Here is a 20,478-nt window from a genome sequence, read left to right on the forward strand (position 1 = left end):
TTTCATGCAAAGCAAACCCGTAATGACCCTGAGCGACGTGCAGCAGATTCTCGCCGCCGCCCGTGCCGAGGCCCAGGCCAACCAGTGGGCCGTGAGCATTACCGTGGTCGACGACGGCGGCCACCCGCTGGGCTTCGAGCGCCTGGACGGCTGCGCGCCGGTGAGTGCCTACATCGCCACCGAAAAGGCCCGCAGCGCGGCGCTGGGCCGACGTGAAACCAAGCTGTACGAAGACATGATCAATGGCGGGCGCACGGCGTTCCTGTCGGTGCCGGTGATCAGCGGCACGCTCGAAGGCGGCGTGCCGGTGATCGTCGACGGCCAGGTGGTCGGCGCGGTGGGTGTGTCGGGGGTCAAGTCCGAACAGGACGCCCAGGTGGCCAAGGCCGGCGTTGCCGCCGTTAAAGACTGATCAGGAGCAACCGAACATGAACGACCGTATTCAGCGTCAACGCCTGCAGGTCGCGAGCGCCCTGCAGCACTTCATCGAAACCGAGGCCCTGCCCGGCACCGGTGTGCCGGAGGCCAACTTCTGGCAAGGCTTCGACGCCCTGGTGCACGACCTGGCGCCGAAGAACCGCGCCCTGCTCGCCGAACGCGACCGCCTGCAGGCCGCGCTGGACACCTGGCACCGCGCCCACCCGGGCCCGGTGGCCGACATGCCGGCCTACCGCGCCTTCCTGAGCGAGATCGGCTACCTGGTGCCGGTGCCTGAACAGGTGGCGGTGAGCACCTCCAACGTCGACAGCGAGCTGTGCGAACAGGCCGGCCCGCAGCTGGTGGTGCCGGTGATGAACGCGCGCTATGCGCTCAACGCCGCAAACGCACGCTGGGGCTCGCTGTATGACGCGCTGTATGGCACCGATGCGATCAGCGACGCCGACGGCGCCGAGGCTGGCGAGGGCTACAACCCGCGCCGTGGCCAGAAGGTCATCGCCTTCGCGCGCAAGGCCCTGGACCAGGCTGCACCGCTGGCCGGCGGCTCGCACGCCGAGGCCAAGGCCTACCGCATCGAGGACGGGCAACTGCGCGTCGACCTCATCAGCGGCCTGACCACCACACTCAAAGACCCCGCCAAGTTCGTCGGCTTCCAGGGTGATGCCGCCCAGCCGAACGCGGTGCTGCTGAAGAACAACGGCCTGCACCTGGAAATCCAGATCGACCCCACCAGCGCCATCGGCCAGACCGATGCGGCCGGGGTCAAGGACGTGCTGGTCGAAGCCGCCCTGAGCACCATCCTCGACTGCGAGGACTCGGTGGCCGCGGTGGATGCCGAAGACAAGACCCTGATCTACCGCAACCTGCTGGGCCTGATGAAAGGCGACCTGAGCGAAGCGATCAGCAAGGGCGGCAAGACCCGCGTGCGCCGCCTCAACCCGGACCGCGTCTACACCGCAGCCGATGGCGCAACACTGACCCTGCATGGCCGTTCGCTGCTGTTCGTGCGCAACGTCGGCCACCTGATGACCAACCCGGCGATTCTCGATGGCGATGGCGCCGAGATTCCCGAGGGCATCATGGACGCGGTGCTCACCGGCCTGATCGCCATCCACGACCTGCAGCGGCGCGGCAACTCGCGCAGCGGCAGCGTGTACATCGTCAAGCCGAAGATGCACGGCCCTGCCGAAGTGGCGTTTGCCGCCGAACTGTTCGGGCGTGTCGAAGACCTGCTGGCGCTGCCGCGCAACACCCTGAAGATGGGCATCATGGACGAGGAGCGGCGCACCTCGGTGAACCTCAAGGCGTGCATCGGCGCAGCGCACGAGCGGGTGGTGTTCATCAACACGGGCTTTCTCGACCGTACCGGCGACGAGATGCACAGCGCCATGGAAGCCGGCCCGATGCTGCGCAAGGGCGACATGAAGTCCACGCCGTGGATCACCGCCTACGAGCGCAACAACGTGCTGGTGGGGCTGGCCTGCGGGCTCAAGGGGCGCGCGCAGATCGGCAAGGGCATGTGGGCCATGCCCGACCTGATGGCCGACATGCTGGTGCAGAAGATCGGCCACCCCAAGGCCGGTGCCACCACCGCATGGGTGCCCTCGCCCACGGCCGCCACGCTGCATGCGCTGCACTACCACCAGGTGGACGTGCAGGGGGTGCAGAGCGAATTGCAGCGCATCGACCTGGCCGGCGAGCGTGACAGCCTGCTCAACGACCTGCTGACCATTCCGGTATCGCCGCGTCCGAACTGGAGCGATGCAGAAAAACTGCAGGAGCTGGAGAACAACTGCCAGGGCATTCTCGGTTACGTGGTGCGCTGGGTGGAGCAAGGGGTCGGGTGCTCCAAGGTGCCGGACATCCACAACGTCGGCCTGATGGAAGACCGTGCGACCTTGCGTATATCCAGCCAGCACATTGCCAACTGGCTGCTGCATGGCACGGTGAGTGAGGCCAAGGTACGCGAGGTGCTCGAACGCATGGCGGTGGTGGTCGACCGGCAGAATGCCGGGGATGCGGCATACCGCCCGATGGCGCCGGACTTCGCCACCTCGATGGCGTTCCAGGCCGCCAGCGACCTGGTGTTCAAGGGGCGTGAGCAGCCGAGCGGGTATACCGAGCCGCTGCTGCATGCGTGGCGCTTGAGGTTCAAGGCGGCGAACTGACGGGCCTCTTCGCCCGCAAGGCTGGCTCCTGCAGGAACCAGCCTTGCGGGCGAAGGCCCCGGCAACTACACGATGGGCAACCCATTGTTGACCACTTCCCGCGTATACGACGCCAGCTGCTTGGCATCCATGCTGGCCACCAGGTCGGCCTCGATGGGCCGGTGCGCCACGATACTCACATCGGTGCAGCCCAGGGCGTTGTGGCGGATCCGGCGCACTGCCGGGCTGATGGTCACGGGGATGATGCCGATGCCCATTTCCTTGGCGATGCGAAATGCACCGGTCTTGAACGGCAGCACGCCCTGCCCTGTGTTGCGCGTGCCCTCGGGGAAGATCCAGAGCGATGTATTGCTGTCGGCCACGCGGGTGGCGATGCGCCGCAAGCTGGTGATCGACGCGCGCGGGTTGCTGCGGTCGATGAACAGGCTGCCGGTCAGCCAGTACAGTTGCCCGGCCAACGGCAGCCAGCGCAACGACTGCTTGCCCACGATCACCGTGCCTGGGCGCAGCGCCTGGGCCACGACAAACGCATCGTGGTTGCTCTGGTGGTTGGCCACATAGATGTAGGAGCGGTCGGGCGCGATGGCGTCGAAACCACCGACCTCGACGCGCACGCCAAAGATCCAGTTGATGGCCCTGTAGACCTTGCAGGCCAGGTAGAGGTTGTCCTGCTTGCGCGGATTGAGCAGCAGCACCAGGCACAGGAACGGAAACGTCACCACCACGAACAGCACGACCAACAGCCAACGCACACACGCAATCATTGCTTTACCACCTTCCCTCGACATGTTCACCCGTCACGCTGCCAGTTGCAGTGCGCGGGTCGTCTGGTCATCTATTTCGATCCAGAAGGCCAGCACCGGCTTGTCGTCAATCATCTGCGGACGCGCGATTCTTCGCGTGGTCACGCCCATGCGCTTGAGCAACCGCTCGTTACCCATTGCAGTAAAGGCAATCAGCCTGCGCGCCCCCTGGGCACGCGCCACATCGATCACCTTGCCGACCATCGCCACGGTATTCTGCCAAGCCTGTTCAGCCGACAGGTATTGGCCTTTGGGCGAACTCATGGCGAAGCGCGAGAGCTCCCATATGTCCTGCTGATAGGGGAGCGGCGCATCGCCAACCAGGTGCGGAAACACTTCTGCCAGCAGGTACGGGCGATGGGTGGGGATCAGGCGGGCACAACCGAAAATATTCTGTTGCTTGTCGCATGCCAGCACATACAGCGTATCGGGGCGGTCGAACTCATCCCACTCCTGACCCTCGGGACACTGCAATGGCCAGCCCAGCTCCCTTACAAACACCTGGTAGCGGTACTCGGCCAGTGCGCTCGCCATGGTGCGCGGAAAGTCTTTGATGGTCCCGGTTACAGCAGTGAACATGAAAACGCCCCAACTCAAAGAGCTGGGAGTACAACAAACCCTCCGGAGCCTATATAGCTGCCCGAAAGGGCAGGTTTATTCGTAGGAAAAACCTGAAATGCCAGCGCACTGATGGCCATTTGCTACAGAAGTTTTCCGCGAAAACTGTACCGTACGGTATAATTCGGGCCTGTTTGCACTCTCCATTGGCCGAGCACATTCCACCCATGAAAGGCACATTGCGTGAATGACTGGCGCGAGCACTTCATTGCCGTGGTGACGGGGTGCCGCAACGAAGGCGAGCTGTTCAGCGAGCTGACCCGACTTACCCGCGAGCTGGACTTCGAGTTCTGTTCCTATGGGCTGAAGAATCCGCTGCCGATCGCCGCCCCGCAGTTCATCCTGCGCTCCAACTACCCCAGCGCCTGGGAAGCCAGGTACGTGGCCGAGGACTATTTTTCCTGCGACCCGACGGTGGCCCACGGGCTGACCCGCACCACGCCCCTGCAGTGGGCCGCCGCGCAACAGCAGCACCAGCAGGCATTCTGGGAAGAGGCGCGGCACTACAGCCTGGACCACGGCTGGTGCCTGTCGGTGCAGGGCGACTACGGCACCATCGGCCTGCTGTCCCTGTCCCGCCCGGATGACCCGATCTCCACACTTGAACTGGACGCCAAGGAAGCCAAGCTCATCTGGCTGTCGCAACTGGCGCACAGTGCCATGACCGGCTTCTTTGCCCAGACCCACCTGCCCGAGGCCCAGAAGGCCCTGACCGCACGGGAGAAAGAAGTGCTCAAATGGACCGCCGTGGGCAAGACCTACAGCGAGATCAGCATCATCCTCACCATCGACAGCCGCACGGTGAAGTTCCACCTGGTCAACGCCATGCGCAAGCTGCAGGCCAGCAACAAGGCCGAGGCGACGGTGAAGGCGATTCTGCTGGGGATGCTTTTCTAGGCCAGGGCTGCATCAATAGCTGAAAATTCCCGACACAGCGACTAAGGTAGGCACAGATCGGTGCCCGCCCCTGGCCCGAGACAACAAGATGACGGTGAGCCGCCCCTGCGCGCGCCACGGTCGACGGGAGCCCAGCATGCAGCATACCCAGACCAGCCCGAGCGATCTTGCGGCCTTCGTCGACGATCACTTCCCCGAGCGCGGCATCCGCCCCGACCCTGTCATTGCGCAGTCCTGGTACCGCAGCGTGGTCGAGCATCGCCTCGACCCCGGCGCCGCCGGGCGTACCCATGTGCTGGGCGCCGACGCCATCCGCCAGCATCAACAGCAGCACCAGCAATACCTGGCCATCGCCAGCCAGGGCGTCAGCGGCCTGGCCAGGCGCGTGGTGCCGGCCGGGTTCGCGGTGCTGCTCAGCGACGAACACGGCATCACCCTCGACACCCGCCTGCCCGAAGCCAGCCACATCTATACCCAGGCCGGGCTGGTGGTGGGCGCGCGCTGGGACGAGTCGATTGCCGGCACCAACGGCATCGGCACCACCCTGGCCGCCGCGCAGCCGCTGATCATCCACCGCGAAGAGCACTTTCTGGCCTCCAACTTTCGCCTGAGCTGCTCGGTGGCACCGATCTTCGACGCCCAGGGCCTGCTGCGTGGCTGCCTGAACGCCACTTGCCTGAACAGCAACGGGCCCAAGGAGGCGCAGTACCTGACCCTGCAACTGGTGATCCTGTATGCGCGGCTGATCGAGAACGCGCACTTTCGCGAGTGCTACCGCGACCGCCTCACCCTGTCGCTCAAGCCCATCGACGACATAGCCGACCTGGCCAACGAGCAGTTGCTGGCGCTGGACGACAACGGCCGCATCATCGGCGCCAACCGCGCCACCTTCGTTGCCCACCAGCGCGATGCGGCGCCGCTGCTGGGTGCGCGCATCGACAGCCTGCTGCCAACCTCGGTGGATGAACTGCTGCACCTGACCCAGGGCGGTGCACGCGGCGTGCGCCTGCGCGGGCAGCAGGACGACGCCTTGCTGGATGTGGGCCTGCGCATACCGTCGCAGCGCCACCGCCCTGCCCCGGCCAGACCGCCGGTGCGCAGCAGCCACCCCGACCTGCAGCAGCTGGCCGGCGGCGATGCGCGCCTGCAACAGGCGGTGCAGCGGGTGCGCAAGGTGCTCGACAAGGACCTGCCGATACTGATCACCGGCGAGACCGGCACCGGCAAGGAGGCATTCGCCCGCGCCATCCACCAGGCCAGTGCGCGGCGCGCCGGGCCGTTCATCGCGCTCAATTGCGCGGCGATTCCCGAGACGCTGATCGAGAGCGAGCTGTTCGGCTACCGCGGCGGCAGCTTCACCGGGGCCGACAAGAAGGGCATGAAGGGCAAGCTGGAACTGGCCGCCGGCGGCACGCTGTTTCTGGACGAGATCGGCGACATGCCGGCGCACCTGCAAACCCGTTTGCTGAGGGTGCTGGCCGAGCGCGAGATCTTCCCGATCGGCGCCCAGGCGCCGGTGGCGCTGGACGTGCAGGTGGTGTCGGCGACCCACCAGGACCTGCACGGGATGATTGGCGACAAGCGCTTTCGCGAGGACCTCTACTACCGCCTGGGCGGCATGAGCCTGGCGTTGCCGGCCTTGCGCGAACGCAGTGACCGGGGCGCGTTGATCGAGCAGTTACTGGCGGCGCAGAGCAGCGGCGTGCGGCTGACCGAACAGGCCCGCCAGTGCCTGCATGCCCATGCGTGGCCGGGCAACATTCGTCAGTTGCTCAATGCGTTGCGCTACGCGGTGGCGTTGGCCGAGGACGGGGTGATCGACGTGGATTGCCTGCCGGCGGAAGTGGTGCAGGTGGTGCGCGGCGAGCCGCTGCGCATCGACAGCCAGGACCCGGCCAGCGAGTTGCTGCAAAGGTTGCGGCGCCATCGCTGGAACATCAGTGCGGTGGCGGCTGAACTGGGGGTGGCGCGCTCGACGCTGTATCGGCAGATGAAGAAGTACGGGGTGGTGCAGCCCAATGATCGGTTGTGATGGCAGGGGTTGCTGTGCAACCCATCGCGGGTCGAGCCCGCTCCCACAGGCTGTGGGAGCGGGCTTGACCCGCGATGAGGCCCTAACAGGCTACCTGGGCCTCAGATCTGGATGTAGACCACATGGGTATGCGTGTACTCATACAACCCATGCTTGCCATCGGCCCCACCGATCCCCGACTTGCGCGTGCCGGCATGGAAGCCCTGCATGGCCTCGAAGTTCTCGCGGTTGATGTAGGTCTCGCCGAAATCCAGCGCGTTGCTGGCATGCATCGCTGCACTCAGGCTGCGCGTGTACAGCGATGAAGTCAGCCCGTATTCACTGTCGTTGGCCAGCGCAATCGCCTCGTCCAGGCTCTCCACGATCTGGATCGGCAACACCGGCCCGAAGATCTCCTTGCGCATGATCTCCATGTCGGCCGAGCAGCCGGCCAGCACCGTCGGCTGGTAGTGGAAGCCCTGCCCGCGATCGGCCACCGCGCCCCCGGTCACCAGCTGCGCGCCCTGCCCGGTGGCGGTGCGCACCATCTGCCCGACCTTGTCCAGGGCGGCCTGGTTGATCAGCGGGCCCATGTCCAGGTCCGCCTCGGCCAGCGGGTCACCATAACGGGTGGCGGCCATGGCGCTGGCCAGTTTGTCGGTGAACTCATCCGCCACCTCGCGCTGCACGTAAACCCGCTCGGCGCAGTTGCACACCTGCCCGGTGTTGATCACCCGCGACGCGGTGATCGACTTGACCGCCAGCTCCAGGTCCGCATCAGCCAGCACGATGGCCGGCGCCTTGCCGCCCAGCTCCAGGTTGAGCTTGGTGATGTTCGGCGCCGCCGCGGCCATGATCCGCGAGCCGGTGCCCACGCTGCCGGTGAAGCTGATCAGGTCGATGCCGGCGTGGCTGGTCAGGCGCTGGCCCACGGTCGCCCCGGTACCGCACACCACGTTGAACACGCCGCTGGGCAGGTCGGTCTCGGCCACCAGGCGGGCGAACTCGAAGCAGTTGATCGGTGTTTCTTCGCTGGGCTTGATCACGATGGTGTTGCCCGTGAGCAGGGCCGGCGCCATCTTGCGGGCGATCAGAAAGAACGGGAAGTTCCACGGCAGAATCCCGGCCACCACACCCAGCGGCTTGCGCAGCAGAAAGATGCTTTCACCGGCGCGGTCGCTGGTGAGCACCTCGCCTTCCAGGCGTCGCGCCCACTCGGCCATGTAGTCCAGGTAGTCGGCGGTGAAGTTGACTTCGACCAGGGCCAGGCCGAGCACCTTGCCCTGCTCGGCGGTGATGATGCGCGCCAGGCGCTCGGCGTTGTCGCGCACCTTGCTGGCGATCTTGCGCAGGTAGCCGGCGCGCTCGATGGCCGGGCGCGTGGCCCAGCTCTTCTGGGCCTTGCGCGCGGCGGCAATGGCCTGCTCCACCTGCGCGTCACTGGCCTGGGGTACACGCCCCAGCAGTTGTCCATTGGCCGGGTTGTGCACCTCGATCTGCGCGTCGCTGTCGACGAACGCATTGGCGATGTAGTTCTGGTAGATGACGTCACTCATGGGTCAATGGCTCCTTTTCAATGGGATGACTTGGCGCTGAACTGCTTCCAGGTATCGCCTTCCTGATGAAGGTCGTGGGCGCGCTTGATCAGGTACTGGTGGATCTGGTCGACCTGCTCGGGGGTGAAGGCGTCGGCGAACGACGGCATGCCATCCGGCACGCGGCCACCGAAGAGGATGCCGAGGAACATCTGGTGCTTTTCCGGGGTGAGCTTGCGCAGGTCGGGCAGCACGCCGCCGCTGACCGCGTGGATACCGTGGCACTGCGAGCAGTAACCGTCGTACAGCTTGGCGCCCGCCTCGATCGAAGCGGTGTCGTTGCTCAACGCGGGTGGTTTGGGGGTGTCCGGGCGTGGCGCCGGCTCTTGCAGCTTGGCGGTGCCGCCCAGCTTGTAGGTCAGCACCTGGGCGTACGGCTGCACGCCGGCCCGCAGCGACAGGGCCCCGGCAAAGGTAGAGAACGCGCCGCCCCAGCCGGCCATGAAGGTCACGTACTGCTCGCCATCCACGCTGTAGGTGACGGGCGCGGCCATCACGCCGCTGGCAGCCGGTTGCTCCCAGAGTTTTTCGCCGGTGTCGGCGGCATAGGCGATCACCCGCCCGTCGGCGCTGCCCTCGAACACCAGGTTGCCCGCGGTACTCAAGGTGCCGCCGTTGAAGATGGTCACGTAGGGCACTTCCCAGGCGGCCTGCTGCTTGACCGGGTCCCAGGCGATCAGCTTGCCCGACCAGCTTTTGGCCATCTCCAGCAGGCCTTCGGCGCCTTCGGGCATCATCCCGGTGCGCAGGCCCAGCTGGTACATGCTCTTGAACGGGTTGCGCTTGGGCGCCTCGGGGATGTGCTCGTAGTAGGCCGACATGATGTGCGCCGGGATGTACACCAGCCCGGTGTCGGGGTTGTACGACATCGGCTGCCAGTCATGCGCACCCCAGAACGCCGGGGTCACCAGGTTGCGCTTGCCGTTCTTCCAGTAGGCGGCGTTCTCTTCGTCCAGGATCGGCCGCCCGGTCTTCATGTCCATGCCCTTGGTCCAGCTCTGCGGCACGATGCCCTTGGCCGACAGCAGCTCGCCGGTGGCGCGGTCGATCACATAGAAGAAGCCGTTTTTCGGCGCCTGCATCAGCACCTTGCGCGGCTTGCCGTCGATGGGCAGCTCGGCCAGGATCATGTGCTGGGTGGCGGTGTAGTCCCAGGCATCGCCCGGGGTGGTCTGGTAGTGCCACACGTATTCGCCGGTGTCGGCATTGACCGCCACGATGGACGACAGGAACAGGTTGTCGCCCTTGGCCTGGCTACGCCATTTGGGGTCCCACAGCGAGCCGTTGCCCACGCCGATGTACAGCAGGTTCAGCTCCGGGTCGTAGGCGAACGAGTCCCAGGCGGTGCCGCCACCGCCCTGCTCCACATAGGCATCGCCGAACCAGGTCTTGGCGGCGATCTCCATGCCCTTGCCCTCGGGCGGCAGCTTGGGGTCGCCCGGCACGGTGTAGAAGCGCCACGCCTCCTTGCCGGTTTCGGCGTCGTAGGCGGTGACATAGCCCCGCACGCCGAACTCGGCGCCGCCGTTGCCGATCACCACCTTGCCGTTGACCACCCGAGGGGCGCCGGTGATGGTGTAGCTGCGCTTGTGGTCGGCGCGGGTGTCGACCGACCAGGCGCGCTGGCCGGTCTTGGCGTCGATGGCCTCCAGGCGCCCGTCGAGCACGCCCACGTAGACCTTGCCCTTCCACACCGCCACGCCACGGTTGACCGCGTCGCAACAGGCTTCGCCGGCGCGGTGGCGGTCCGATTGCGGGTCGTACTTCCAGATCAGCCTGCCGTCGCGCGCATCCAGCGCGTACACCACCGAGAACGGCCCGGTGGTGTACATCACCCCGTCGACCACGATGGGGGTGGCTTCCACGCCACGGTCCAGGTCCAGCTTGTAGCTCCAGGCCAGGCCCAGCTGGCCGACGTTCTGGTCGCTGATCTGCTTGAGCGGGCTGTAGCGCTGTTCGTCGTAGGTGCGCCCGGTGCTCATCCAGTTACCGGGCTCCTTGTCGGCGGCGATGATGCGCGCGCCATCGACGTTGGCCGGGATGTCCGCAGCCAGCGCCGGTGTACCCGCCAGGCTCAGCAGCACGGCAACGGCAAGGGATTTGAGGGGAAGCGAGGCGAGGCCAGTCTGTCTCATGGGAGTGTCCTGTTCTTATTAGTGGCGCAGTCTTCGCGCTGCGCCATCAGCTCATCGCAACCGCCATGCCAGCTGTGACATGAACCGCCACAACCGCTCTGGCACGCGGCTTTGCGCGCGCCGCACCGATGCCGCCCGCGCTGCAATCAACGCTACAGGTGTTGCATCACCCGCTACACAGGGCGCACACCTGTAGCGCAGTGCTGGCCCGGCGCACGCCACATTCACAAATCGAATGGCAGGGATTTCAACATTTAATTTGTGGATAGCTAAAGATGGTCATAACGTAGCGGTGCAATCCCTGAACGGGGCCGCCCGCCGCAGGCTGGCCCGGGGGACACAACAACAAACATCGAGACTGTCCATGTCCAGAACCACTTACTTCGCCCCCCACGGCGGGCACCCGGCTCAGACCGAGCTGCTGACAGACCGTGCCATGTTCACCGAAGCCTACGCGGTGATCCCCAAGGGCGTGATGCGTGACATCGTCACCAGCCACCTGCCCTTCTGGGACAAGATGCGCATGTGGGTCATCGCCCGCCCGCTGTCGGGTTTCGCCGAGACCTTCTCGCAGTACATCGTCGAAGTTGCCCCTGAAGGCGGCAGCGAGCGCCCGGAGCAGGACAAGAACGCCGAGGCGGTTCTGTTCGTGGTCGAAGGTGAAGTCGACATCACCCTGCAAGGCAAGCCGTACACCCTCAAGCCAGGCGGCTACGCATTCATTCCGCCGGGCGCCGACTGGAGCCTGCGCAACAACAGCGCGGCCAACGTGACCTTCCACTGGATCCGCAAGCACTACCAGGAAGTCGAAGGCCTGGCGCACCCGGAAGCGTTCGTCACCAACGAACAGGACGTTACCCCGATCCCGATGCCGGGCACCGATGGCGCCTGGGTCACCACCCGCTTCGTCGACATGGCCGACATGCGCCACGACATGCACGTCAACATCGTGACCTTCCAGCCGGGCGGCACCATCCCGTTCGCGGAAACCCATGTGATGGAGCACGGCCTGTACGTGCTGGAAGGCAAGGCGGTGTACCGCCTGAACCAGGACTGGGTCGAAGTGGAAGCCGGCGACTTCATGTGGCTGCGCGCCTTCTGCCCGCAGGCCTGCTACTCGGGTGGCCCTGGCCCGTTCCGCTACCTGCTGTACAAGGATGTGAACCGCAACGTGAACCTGACGCTGAACCCAAAGCGTTAAGCAGGTAGCGATGCAGAAAGCCCGCCGTGACTGGCGGGCTTTTTTGTGGGGAAGTGACCCGCAGGCTCACACCGCCTGTGCTTCGAGCAGGCCGGTCAACACGCCCGCCAGCGCTCGTACCATCGGGTCGGCCGTCTGGCGATGCAGAATCAGAATCTCGTAGCTGTCGATCACCGGCAGGCCATCCGCCTCGCCGAGCACCCGGTGCTCGGCGGTGACGGCGCGTGGCGGCAGCAGGCTGATACCCATGCCGTCGGCCACGGCGGCCTGAATGCCGCTGAGGCTGGAGCTGGTGAACGCGATGCGCCAGCGCCGGCCCAGGCTCTCTACTGCGCTGATGATTTCGTCGCGGTACAGCCCGCGTGGCGGAAAGGTCACCAGCGGGATCGGGTCCAGCGCCAGGGCCGGGTTGTGTGCGCTGTCGATCCAGCGCAATTGCTCCGGCCAGCTGGCCACCCCTTCGCGACCGTTGCGCCGCTGCTTGAGCAGCACCAGGTCGAGCTCGCCGTTGTCGTAGCTCTGGCTGAGGTCGCGGCACAGGCCGCTGGTGACTTCGAGCTTGACCTGCGGGTGCTTGCGGTTGAACGCCGACAGCGCGTTGGTGGTGCGCCCGCCAACGAAGTCTTCGGGTACGCCCAGGCGCAGGGTCACGCCGACCGTGGCGCCGGCCAGGGCTTCGAGCATCTGGTCGTTGAGGGCGAGCATGTGGCGGGCATAGCCGAGCAGGGTCTGGCCGGCGTCGGTGGGCAGCACCTCGCGATTGCCGCGCTCGAGCAGGCGGTGACCGACCATCTCCTCGAGGCGCCGGACCTTCTGGCTGATGGTCGACTGGGTGGAATGCAGGCGCGTGGCCGCTGTGGTGAAACTGCCGCAGTCGGCCACCACCACGATGGCGCGCAGCAGGTCGAGGTCGAACAGAGACCTGTTGGGTTTGAGGCTGAGGCTCATGGCGGGATTCAGGTTTTGAATGGGTAGGCGGTTTTCTAGCATGTGCCGGGGGGTTGGGCAAATGCGCGAACCTGCAGGAGCCGGCCTAGCCGGCCAAAGGGTTGGGTTACCCCAGCAGGTTCGGCACAGACGAAATCAGCAGCGAGACACCCGAGGCAGTCAGCAAGCCCAGCACGATGCGGCGAAACTGCAGGTCGCTGATGCCGATGTACAGGCGCGTACCAAGGAAGGTCGGAATCAGCATGGCCGGCGCGACGATGGCGAAGAACGGCAGCATGTCCACCGTAACGATGCCGGTGCCCAGGTAGGTGAGCATGGTCACGAACAGCATCGACAGGTTGAAGTTCTGGATGATCGAGCGCTGCAGGTCGCGCTCGTAGCCCTTGAGGGTGCACCACAGCGTCGGGACCGTGCCGGTGAAACCGCCAAGCCCACCCATAACGCCACCGATCACACCGATGACGCCATCGACCAGCCGGCCGGCCAGCGGGATTCTCGGCAATCTGCCGGCCAGCAGCATGACCGGGCACCAAGTCACCAGCAGGGCCCCGAGCAAGGTCTTGAACCAGTGCATGTCCAGGTTGGGCAACAGCGCAACACCCAGAGGAATGCCGGCCAGGCCACCGAGGATGAAGGGCAGCAGGCGTTGCAGGCTCAAGCCCCGGCGCACCGAGAACGCGGCCACCACCTGCCCGGTGAGGCCGCCGAACACCGCCAGGGTGGCGGCCAGCTTCGGGTCGAGCACCCAGGCCCAGAACGACATCGCGACCATGCTGAAGGCGAAGCCCGAAAGCCCCTGGACGAACCCCGCAACAACGGCCCCGAGAGCGACCACCAGGTAGATCGTGAGCATCTGCAAGACATCCGGGGTGACTGTGAACGAGTTAGCGATGATGCCATCGCGCAGGGGGGGCCTGTCCAGCATGTCAGCCCCCACTGCAACATCGTCACACCGCCAGCAGCACGCCCCACAACGGCAACGCTGCGGCCAGCCAAACCATTGCACGCGGCCAGTACGGCAACAGCATCGCCACCCCGAACCCCGCCAGTGAAATACCGCCAAACCAGGCTACCGGCCCCATCGCCCAGCCCCAGGCCACGCCACTGACCCACAGGCTGATGGCCAGCGCCGACCAGCCCGCCGACCGCAGGGCCACCCTCAACCAGGGTGCAGGTGCCCTGCCCCACACCTGCTTGTAGTGCCGCTCCAGCCCCAGGCACAACGCCAACATGCCCACATAGGCAAACACCACCACGCCGATCATCAGCATGTCATTGCCCCTCCACCGCTACCGTCGCACGCTTGCGCGCAGGTTTTTCTTCACGCGGCGCCACGCAGCGCCATGCCGCATACGCCAGCAACCCACCCAGCACCACGCTGGTGGCCTCCAGCACGCGGTGCGCCGGGTCGTGCTGCGCGGTCAACGCGCCCAGCACCGGCAGGCCGATGCACAGTACCGCGGTCAGCCCCAGCTGCTCGGCCCAGGCGCGCTGCGCCGGACGCAAACCGGCATGCAGCAGCGACAGCAACCACACCGCGAAGAACGCCTTGACCTCCCAGTTGGCCCGCTGCGCCAGCTCCACCGGCAGCAGGCGGTTGGCCCACAGCAAGCCTGCGCAGGCCAGCATCAGGCCGGCGACGAACGCCACGTTGAAGCTCTCGGCCACCTTGTACCAACGCTGCGCCGACACCGAGGCACTGGCGTACTTGCGCCGGCGCTTGACGCAGAACAGCACCAGCCCGGTGCCGATCATCGCGGTGCTGACCAACGCACACACGAAGTACAGCCAGCGCATCGGATAGCCGCCGAACTGCGCGAAGTGCAGCCCCGCCATCACCCGCTGGGTGAGCACGGCAGGCCGCATGTCGGGCACATCGCGCAGCAGCTCGCCGCTGACGCCGTCGAACACCATGGCCTGCCCCTTGCTCAGGGCGATGCGATAGCCCAGGGTCGGGCGCACCTCGATCCGCGCGGCCGCCGTACCGGGGTTGGAGATACCGATGCTGCTGATGGCGCCCAGCCGCTCTTGCGCGCTGGCCAGTACCGGGGCCAGGTCGACCAGCGCGGCTGGCTGCTTGAGCGCCGCGCGCGGCGTGGGCAGACGCTGCTCGCCCTGGGCCTTGTAGTACGCCTGGTTGTCACCCTCGAACAGCGCATCCACCGCCGCCGGCATGTAGATCAGCAAAAAGATCACCAGCCCGGTGTAGGTGATCATCAGGTGAAACGGCAACAGCAGCACCGCGCTGGCGTTGTGAAAATCCAGCCACGAGCGCTGGCCCTTGCCGGGGCGGAAGGTGAAGAACTCCTTGAAGATCTTCTTGTGGATCACGATGCCGCTGACCAGCCCCACCAGCATCACGATCGCCAGGGCGCCGACCACGAAGATGCCCCAGTTGCGCGGCAGGTTCAGGGTGAAGTGAAAGCGGAAGAAGAAGCTGCCGCCGGCCGTTTCGCGCACCTCGATCGGCTCGCCGGTATGCGGGTCGAGCGCGGTGCCGCCACCGCGTCGACGCTCGCCGGACGCTACCTGCAAACCGGGCGAACGTGCATCCGGCAGGCTGATGTTCCAGTTGCTGGCGCCCGGTGCATGCTGGGTCAGGTAGGCCAGCCCGCGTTGCGCGGCCTGCAACTGGGTGAGGTCGTGGCTGCGCACCTCGGGGCGCATCCAGTTGTCGATTTCGCTGTCGAACACCGCCAGCGTACCGGTGGCGAATATCGCGAACAGAAGCCAGCCGAAGATCAGGCCGGCCCAGGTGTGCAGCCACGCCATGGATTGGGTGAAGGTATTTTTCATCTCACAGGCTCCACAACTGCGGCCAGAAGCCGACCGCCGCCAACGGCACTGCCAGCGCCGCCGGCCACCACGCACGCAGGGCATCGCGACTGGCGAAGGCCCACAGGAACGCGCAGGTGTAGAACGCAAAGGACGGCAGGCTGGCCACGATCACCGCATCCACCGCAGGCATTGGCAGCACACGGGCCAGAAAAGCCGTGGCCGCATAGCTGAATGCATAGCCGCCCAGCAAGGCGGCTACCGCGCGCGACACAATCAACAACCAGACCGGTCGGGTGTTGCTCATCAGGTTTCTCCTTGTGCTGCCGCTGGCAGGCGCAGGTTCACGCGCAGGCCCGGCTTGAGGTTCTGTGCCCATACCTGGCCGCCCTGCAACTGCACCCGGCAACGGGCGATCGTCAGGCCCAGGCCGAAGCCGTCGCCGCCCGGGCGTGCGGCGTCGAGTCGGGTAAAAGGTTGGAAGATGGTCTCCAGCGCAGCCTCGGCCACGCCGGGGCCCTGGTCGTCGATCCACAGGTGCCAGCAATCGCCATCGCGCCGGCCGCCCAGGCGCACCTGCCCGTTGGCAGGCGAATGGCGGATGGCATTGCGCACGATGTTTTCCATCGCCTGGGCCAGGCCGTTGAGGTGGCCGCGCACCAGGCAGTCTTCGGTGAGCGCCATGGGCAGTTGCCCCTCGCGCCAGCCGGACTCGAAACAGGCGTTCTCGCGTACCACCTCCCACAGGGTCTGCACCTCGACCGTGTCCAGCGCCAGTTGCGGGCGCTCGGTGCCGAGCCACACCAGCTCCAGGGTGTCGTCGACCAGCTGGCGCATGCACTGCACCTCGCGGGTCAGGCGCTCGCGCAACACGTCATCGTCGGGCTCGTTTTCGGCGGCCATGTGCAGGCGCGTCAACGGCGTGCGCAACTCGTGGGACAGGTCGGCGAGCAGGCGCTGCTGCAGCGACACGGTCTTTTCGAGGCGCTCGGCCATGTGGTCGAAGGCCCGCCCCAGATCGCCCAGTTCGTCGCTACGCCGGGAAATCGCCGGGTCGACCCGGGTGTCCAGGCGGTCGGCACGCAGGGCATTGGCCTGGGCGCGCAGGTGCGCCAGCGGGCCGATCAGCACGCGATACAGCAGAAAACCCGCCAGCAGTGCCAACAGCGCCGGCAGCAGCCCGTGGATCAGCAGTTGCACCAGCAGCGGACGCATCGACGGCATGAAGCGCTCGGGCAACTGGATCACCAGCCTGCCGGCCTGGGGCGCCTCGGGGAACGGCACGCTGATCGCCGGCAGCTCGGGGGAGCGCTTGCTCATGGGCCAGTCGAGCTCGCGCATGAACGTCACGTACTTCTGCTGCTCATCGGTCAGCGTCTGGCTGCTCAACGAGCGCAGGTCGCTGCCCAGCACCAGCGCCCAGCCCGGCTCGCGGATCTTCAGGTCGGCCAGCCACCGGTCGACGCCTGGCGTACCGCCGCTGCGCCACGCCGCGTGGGCCTCCACGGCGTAGCCCTTGAGCACCTGGCGCGCCTCCTCGCTCAGGTGATAGCTCCTGCGCTCCAGGTGCGCACCGCCCGAGCGGCTGAACCAGATGATCGACAGGCACAGCACCACCAGCAGCGCGCACAGTTTCCACAGCAGCGAGTGACGTCCGGGCAAGCTCATGCCGGCACCTGTGTCAGCACGTAGCCCTTGCCCCATACCGTGGCCAGGCGGCCGGCATAGCCGATGGCGGCCAGCTTGCGGCGCACGTGGCTGACGTGCATGTCCAGCACGCGGTCCTGCTGGGAGAACGGCCTGTGCAGCACCTGCTGGTAGAGGAACGGCTTGCTCAGCACTTCCTCGGGGTGCGCCAGCAGCACTTGCATCAGGCGGTACTCGATGGGGGTGAAGCTGGCCACCGCGGTGCCCAGTTGCATGTCCTGGCGCATGTCCTTGCGCAGCGCCGCCGGCTCGCCCTGCGCGCCTTCCGGCGCGGCCCGCTCATAGGCGACCCGGCGCAGTACCGCATCGATGCGCACGTCCATCTCGTTCATGCTGAACGGCTTGGGCAGGTAGTCGTCGGCGCCCTGGCTGAAGCCGACGATGCGGTCCTGCTCGGCACCCAGTGCCGACATCAGGATCACCGGCACCATGAACCGCTCGCGCAATTCACCCAGCAGTTGCAGGCCGTCGCGACCGGGCAGGAGGATGTCCATGAGGATCAGGTCGAAGGCCGTCCAGGCCTGCAGGTCGGTGCTGTCGTCCACGCCATGACAGACGCTCACATCGAAACCGCGGCGACGCAGGTGCTGTTCCAGATGGGCCGCCAGCAGCGGATCGTCCTCGACGGCCAGAATCTTCGTGGCAGGTTGTGCTGATAGATAACTCACGCTTCACCTTGGGTAGTACGGGTGTAGAGGGCCTGAAAACACAAAAAGCCGCCCCGGGCCGATCGATGCGCGATCGACCCGGGGCAGCCTGTAGGCAATGGCGGCTCAGAACGAGATGTTCAGTGCCGCGAACAGCGCCCGGCCCGGCTGGTTGTAGGTGTTGGCGCCCGAACTGCTGGCGTTGCCACCCCGGTGGATCTGCTTGTCGAACACGTTGTTCACGCCAAAGCGCACGTCGTAGTTCTTGGTGATCTTGTAGCCGGTGCTCACATCGACCAGGCCGTAGGCTTCGACGTCCTGCTGGGCATCCAGGTCGTAGTTCTGCTGGGTGCGGTAGTTGTAGGTCGGCGACTTCTGCTTGCCGAAATAGGTACCGGCGACCTGGAACGACAGCTTGTCGGTGGCACGCCAGTCCAGGGTGCTGTTGACCGTGTACTTGGGAATCACGCTCAGCGGCTCGCCGGTGTCGCGGTTGTCGTTGTTGAGCATCAGGGTGAGGTTGGTGTTCCAGTCCAGCGACGGGGTCAGCTCGACGAAGAAGTTGCCTTCTACCCCTTCCACCAGTGCCTTGCCGGCGTTTTCCCACTGGGTCACGCGGCGACCGCTGTTGATGTCGTAGATCACGTCGGTGCCACCGATGATCTTGTTCTTGTAGTCGTTGCGAAAGTACGTCGCGCTGGTGCGCCAGGTGCCACGGTCGTAGAGCAGGCCGATTTCCTTGTTGACGCTGGTTTCGGGGTCGAGGTTGGGGTTGCCCTGCAGGTAGCAGCCGCCGTTGTTGGTCTGCTGGGTGCTGCAACCGTTGCCCCGGCTGTAGAGCAGGTAGTTGGGGTTGGCCTGGTACAGGTTCGGGGTCTTGTAGGCCCGTGCGATACCGCCCTTGACGGTGAGGTCGTCGGTGAGCTTGTGCGCCACGTTCAGGCTCGGGCTGTAGTTGTCGCCGAACTCTTCGTGGTGATCCAGGCGCAGGCCCGGGGTGATGGTGGTGTCGCCGATCACGATGTTGTCTTCGGCGAACAGGGCGAAGCTCTTGGCCGACATCTTCGAGTCGCTGCGATCGAAGCCTGCGATTTCATTGCCGGCACCACCGCTGGGGTCGAAGCTTTGCGGGCGCAGCGAGCCCTTGTCGTTGAGCACTTCGTACAGGTACTCGCCACCCAGGGTCAGCACATGTTCGCTGCTGTCGAGGCTGAACGGCAGGTTCACTTCGCTGGACAGGCGCGTGTTGCGCAGGCGTGACATGTCGGCACCGGTGTCGTTGATCGAGCCTTCCGGGCCACCGGCCAGGCCTTCGTTGAGGCGCCAGTTGCGCACGTATTCATACGACAGAGACGACTTGGTCGAGCCCCACTGGAAGTCGCCCAGGTGCGTGAGGTCGTAGGTGCTGCGTTGCATCACGTTGGTTTCGTGGCCGTACAGGCTGGAGATGCGCTCCACGTCACCGCCGCCGTTGCTGTTCATGGTGTCGCCGGCGTAGATGTTGCCCTGGCGGCTGTAGCCGCTGCTCAGCTCCAGGCGGTGCTCATCGTTCAGGCGCCAGCTGAGCAGGCCGTTGATGTCCTTGTTGCGCACGCCTTCGCGGCCGGCCACCAGCGCGCTGTTGGCGCTCTTGGCGTTGATGTCCAGGTCATCGGCGTCGGTCTTGGCCAGGCCGCCATACACACGGAACGCCAGGTCGTCGGTGAGGCCGCCGCTGAGGCTGAAGTTGGTGCGCTTGCTGGCGCCTTCGGCGTGGTCTTCGGGCAGCGTGGTGAACAGGCTGACGTTGCCCTGCAGCTCCTGGGTGGGGCGTTTGGTGATGATGTTGACCACCCCGCCCATGGCGCCGGAGCCATAGCGTGCAGCAGCCGGGCCGCGCAGGATCTCGATGCGCTCCACCGCCTCGGCCGGTACCCAGTTGGTTTCGCCACGGGTGTCGCGGTCGCCGTTCCAGCCGTAGCGCACTGCGTTGCGGGCGCTGGAGGGCTTGCCGTCGATCAGGATCAGGGTGTTTTCCGGGCCCATGCCGCGCAGGTCGATCTGGCGGTTGTTGCCGCGTGCGCCGCTGGCGCTGTTGCCGGTGAGGTTGACCCCCGGTTCGCGACGGATGATGTCGGACAGGTCGTTGGCGGGCGGGTGACGCTTGATGTCCTCGGCGGTGATGATCGAAGAGCCCAGTGCCTGCTTGGCTTCCTGCTCGGCGGTGACCATGGTGTTCTGGATCACCAGGGTGTTCTCGCCGTTCTGCTCGTCATCGGCCTGGGCCGAGGTGGCAATCAGGGCCGGCGATGACAGCGCGACAAAGGCCCAGGCCAGGCTGTTCGGGGTACTTCTGGACTGCATTTCACGTCTCCGTCACATCAAGCACAAGGGCAGCCTGCACGGCAGGGCTGCCACAAAGAGACGCCAAATATAATGATTCTCAAATGTGTTTAAATCTTATTTACGAAATTTACATATGGTTCCGCCTGGGCTGATAACCAATCTGTCTAATTTAATAAACAAACCATCAGTCATCACCCGCGAAAAAACGGA

The 20,478-nt window shown here is 65.7% G+C and carries 17 protein-coding genes; 5 read left to right on the top strand and 12 right to left on the bottom strand.

What is annotated here, in order from left to right; all coding sequences use genetic code 11:
• The first annotated feature begins 4 nt into the window (after positions 1 to 4).
• Both DN387_RS20455 and DN387_RS20460 read left to right on the top strand, forming a co-directional pair.
• Positions 5 to 412 (top strand): heme-binding protein, encoded by a 408-nt coding sequence (locus DN387_RS20455; protein ID WP_054915155.1) that lies wholly within the window; start codon positions 5 to 7, stop codon positions 410 to 412.
• Positions 413 to 428: 16 nt separating this feature from the next.
• Positions 429 to 2,606, top strand: a complete 2,178-nt coding sequence (locus DN387_RS20460) for a malate synthase G (protein ID WP_054915156.1) — start codon at positions 429 to 431, stop codon at positions 2,604 to 2,606.
• Positions 2,607 to 2,671: 65 nt separating this feature from the next.
• Here the strand turns inward: DN387_RS20460 and DN387_RS20465 are convergent, their stop codons facing one another.
• Together DN387_RS20465 and DN387_RS20470 are read right to left on the bottom strand one after the other, a co-directional pair.
• Positions 2,672 to 3,358 carry a 1-acyl-sn-glycerol-3-phosphate acyltransferase gene (locus tag DN387_RS20465; RefSeq protein ID WP_177332951.1) on the bottom strand — a complete coding sequence of 229 codons (687 nt, stop codon included), beginning with the start codon at positions 3,356 to 3,358 and terminating at the stop codon, positions 2,672 to 2,674.
• A 45-nt stretch (positions 3,359 to 3,403) separates the two neighbouring features.
• A complete protein-coding gene (locus DN387_RS20470) occupies positions 3,404 to 3,988 on the bottom strand; it encodes an acyl-homoserine-lactone synthase (RefSeq protein WP_043861164.1) in 585 nt (194 codons plus the stop codon).
• A 222-nt stretch (positions 3,989 to 4,210) separates the two neighbouring features.
• Between DN387_RS20470 and DN387_RS20475 the strand changes: the two genes are divergently transcribed.
• Entirely contained in the window at positions 4,211 to 4,924 is a 714-nt protein-coding gene (locus DN387_RS20475) for a LuxR family transcriptional regulator (protein WP_043861163.1), read from the top strand.
• A 136-nt stretch (positions 4,925 to 5,060) separates the two neighbouring features.
• Positions 5,061 to 6,956, top strand: coding sequence for a sigma-54-dependent Fis family transcriptional regulator (locus tag DN387_RS20480; RefSeq protein ID WP_054915157.1), 1,896 nt, complete (start codon positions 5,061 to 5,063; stop codon positions 6,954 to 6,956).
• Between the two features lie 101 nt (positions 6,957 to 7,057).
• Here DN387_RS20480 and aldA read toward each other — a convergent pair whose 3' ends face one another.
• Positions 7,058 to 8,491, bottom strand: a complete 1,434-nt coding sequence (gene aldA, locus DN387_RS20485; RefSeq protein WP_043861161.1) for an aldehyde dehydrogenase — start codon at positions 8,489 to 8,491, stop codon at positions 7,058 to 7,060.
• Between the two features lie 17 nt (positions 8,492 to 8,508).
• Positions 8,509 to 10,665 (bottom strand): PQQ-dependent dehydrogenase, methanol/ethanol family, encoded by a 2,157-nt coding sequence (locus DN387_RS20490; protein ID WP_054915158.1) that lies wholly within the window; start codon positions 10,663 to 10,665, stop codon positions 8,509 to 8,511.
• Between the two features lie 364 nt (positions 10,666 to 11,029).
• On the opposite strand from DN387_RS20490, the gene DN387_RS20495 reads away from it, so the two are divergent.
• Positions 11,030 to 11,866 carry a bifunctional allantoicase/(S)-ureidoglycine aminohydrolase gene (locus tag DN387_RS20495; protein WP_043861160.1) on the top strand — a complete coding sequence of 279 codons (837 nt, stop codon included), beginning with the start codon at positions 11,030 to 11,032 and terminating at the stop codon, positions 11,864 to 11,866.
• 66 nt (positions 11,867 to 11,932) lie between these two features.
• Here DN387_RS20495 and DN387_RS20500 read toward each other — a convergent pair whose 3' ends face one another.
• The 8 genes from DN387_RS20500 to DN387_RS20535 all read right to left on the bottom strand — a co-directional run bounded on the left by DN387_RS20500 (position 11,933) and on the right by DN387_RS20535 (position 20,286).
• Positions 11,933 to 12,814: a LysR substrate-binding domain-containing protein gene (locus tag DN387_RS20500; protein WP_043861159.1), complete on the bottom strand. Its 882-nt coding sequence runs from the start codon at positions 12,812 to 12,814 to the stop codon at positions 11,933 to 11,935.
• Between the two features lie 106 nt (positions 12,815 to 12,920).
• Positions 12,921 to 13,739 (bottom strand): sulfite exporter TauE/SafE family protein, encoded by an 819-nt coding sequence (locus DN387_RS20505; protein ID WP_231390634.1) that lies wholly within the window; start codon positions 13,737 to 13,739, stop codon positions 12,921 to 12,923.
• 22 nt (positions 13,740 to 13,761) lie between these two features.
• Complete coding sequence (locus DN387_RS20510) at positions 13,762 to 14,085, bottom strand: DUF3325 domain-containing protein (RefSeq protein WP_054915159.1); 324 nt, start codon at positions 14,083 to 14,085, stop codon at positions 13,762 to 13,764.
• 1 nt (position 14,086) lies between these two features.
• The gene (locus DN387_RS20515) at positions 14,087 to 15,610 is read right to left on the bottom strand and encodes a PepSY domain-containing protein (RefSeq protein ID WP_054915160.1); all 1,524 of its coding nucleotides are present in this window, start codon (positions 15,608 to 15,610) and stop codon (positions 14,087 to 14,089) included.
• Between the two features lies 1 nt (position 15,611).
• Positions 15,612 to 15,896, bottom strand: coding sequence for a hypothetical protein (locus DN387_RS20520; protein WP_054915161.1), 285 nt, complete (start codon positions 15,894 to 15,896; stop codon positions 15,612 to 15,614).
• Positions 15,896 to 17,257, bottom strand: coding sequence for a sensor histidine kinase (locus DN387_RS20525; RefSeq protein ID WP_054915162.1), 1,362 nt, complete (start codon positions 17,255 to 17,257; stop codon positions 15,896 to 15,898). Before DN387_RS20525 ends, DN387_RS20520 begins: the two co-directional genes overlap by 1 nt.
• Positions 17,254 to 17,964 carry a response regulator transcription factor gene (locus DN387_RS20530; protein ID WP_054915163.1) on the bottom strand — a complete coding sequence of 237 codons (711 nt, stop codon included), beginning with the start codon at positions 17,962 to 17,964 and terminating at the stop codon, positions 17,254 to 17,256. Before DN387_RS20530 ends, DN387_RS20525 begins: the two co-directional genes overlap by 4 nt.
• Positions 17,965 to 18,069: 105 nt before the next feature.
• A complete protein-coding gene (locus DN387_RS20535) occupies positions 18,070 to 20,286 on the bottom strand; it encodes a TonB-dependent siderophore receptor (protein WP_054915164.1) in 2,217 nt (738 codons plus the stop codon).
• Between the last annotated feature and the right edge of the window lie 192 nt (positions 20,287 to 20,478).

The organism is Pseudomonas sp. FBF18 (assembly GCF_024261405.1).
Lineage (GTDB): Bacteria > Pseudomonadota > Gammaproteobacteria > Pseudomonadales > Pseudomonadaceae > Aquipseudomonas > Aquipseudomonas palmensis.

Bases quoted from the DNA above. Each gene is read 5' to 3' on its own strand.
- DN387_RS20455 (WP_054915155.1), top strand. From the start codon at position 5: ATGCAAAGCAAACCCGTAATGACCCTGAGCGACGTGCAGCAGATTCTC.
- DN387_RS20460 (WP_054915156.1), top strand. From the start codon at position 429: ATGAACGACCGTATTCAGCGTCAACGCCTGCAGGTCGCGAGCGCCCTG.
- DN387_RS20470 (WP_043861164.1), bottom strand. From the start codon at position 3,988: ATGTTCACTGCTGTAACCGGGACCATCAAAGACTTTCCGCGCACCATG.
- DN387_RS20480 (WP_054915157.1), top strand. From the start codon at position 5,061: ATGCAGCATACCCAGACCAGCCCGAGCGATCTTGCGGCCTTCGTCGAC.
- aldA (WP_043861161.1), bottom strand. From the start codon at position 8,491: ATGAGTGACGTCATCTACCAGAACTACATCGCCAATGCGTTCGTCGAC.
- DN387_RS20490 (WP_054915158.1), bottom strand. From the start codon at position 10,665: ATGAGACAGACTGGCCTCGCCTCGCTTCCCCTCAAATCCCTTGCCGTT.
- DN387_RS20495 (WP_043861160.1), top strand. From the start codon at position 11,030: ATGTCCAGAACCACTTACTTCGCCCCCCACGGCGGGCACCCGGCTCAG.
- DN387_RS20500 (WP_043861159.1), bottom strand. From the start codon at position 12,814: ATGAGCCTCAGCCTCAAACCCAACAGGTCTCTGTTCGACCTCGACCTG.
- DN387_RS20505 (WP_231390634.1), bottom strand. From the start codon at position 13,739: ATGCTGGACAGGCCCCCCCTGCGCGATGGCATCATCGCTAACTCGTTC.
- DN387_RS20510 (WP_054915159.1), bottom strand. From the start codon at position 14,085: ATGCTGATGATCGGCGTGGTGGTGTTTGCCTATGTGGGCATGTTGGCG.
- DN387_RS20515 (WP_054915160.1), bottom strand. From the start codon at position 15,610: ATGAAAAATACCTTCACCCAATCCATGGCGTGGCTGCACACCTGGGCC.
- DN387_RS20520 (WP_054915161.1), bottom strand. From the start codon at position 15,896: ATGAGCAACACCCGACCGGTCTGGTTGTTGATTGTGTCGCGCGCGGTA.
- DN387_RS20525 (WP_054915162.1), bottom strand. From the start codon at position 17,257: ATGAGCTTGCCCGGACGTCACTCGCTGCTGTGGAAACTGTGCGCGCTG.
- DN387_RS20535 (WP_054915164.1), bottom strand. From the start codon at position 20,286: ATGCAGTCCAGAAGTACCCCGAACAGCCTGGCCTGGGCCTTTGTCGCG.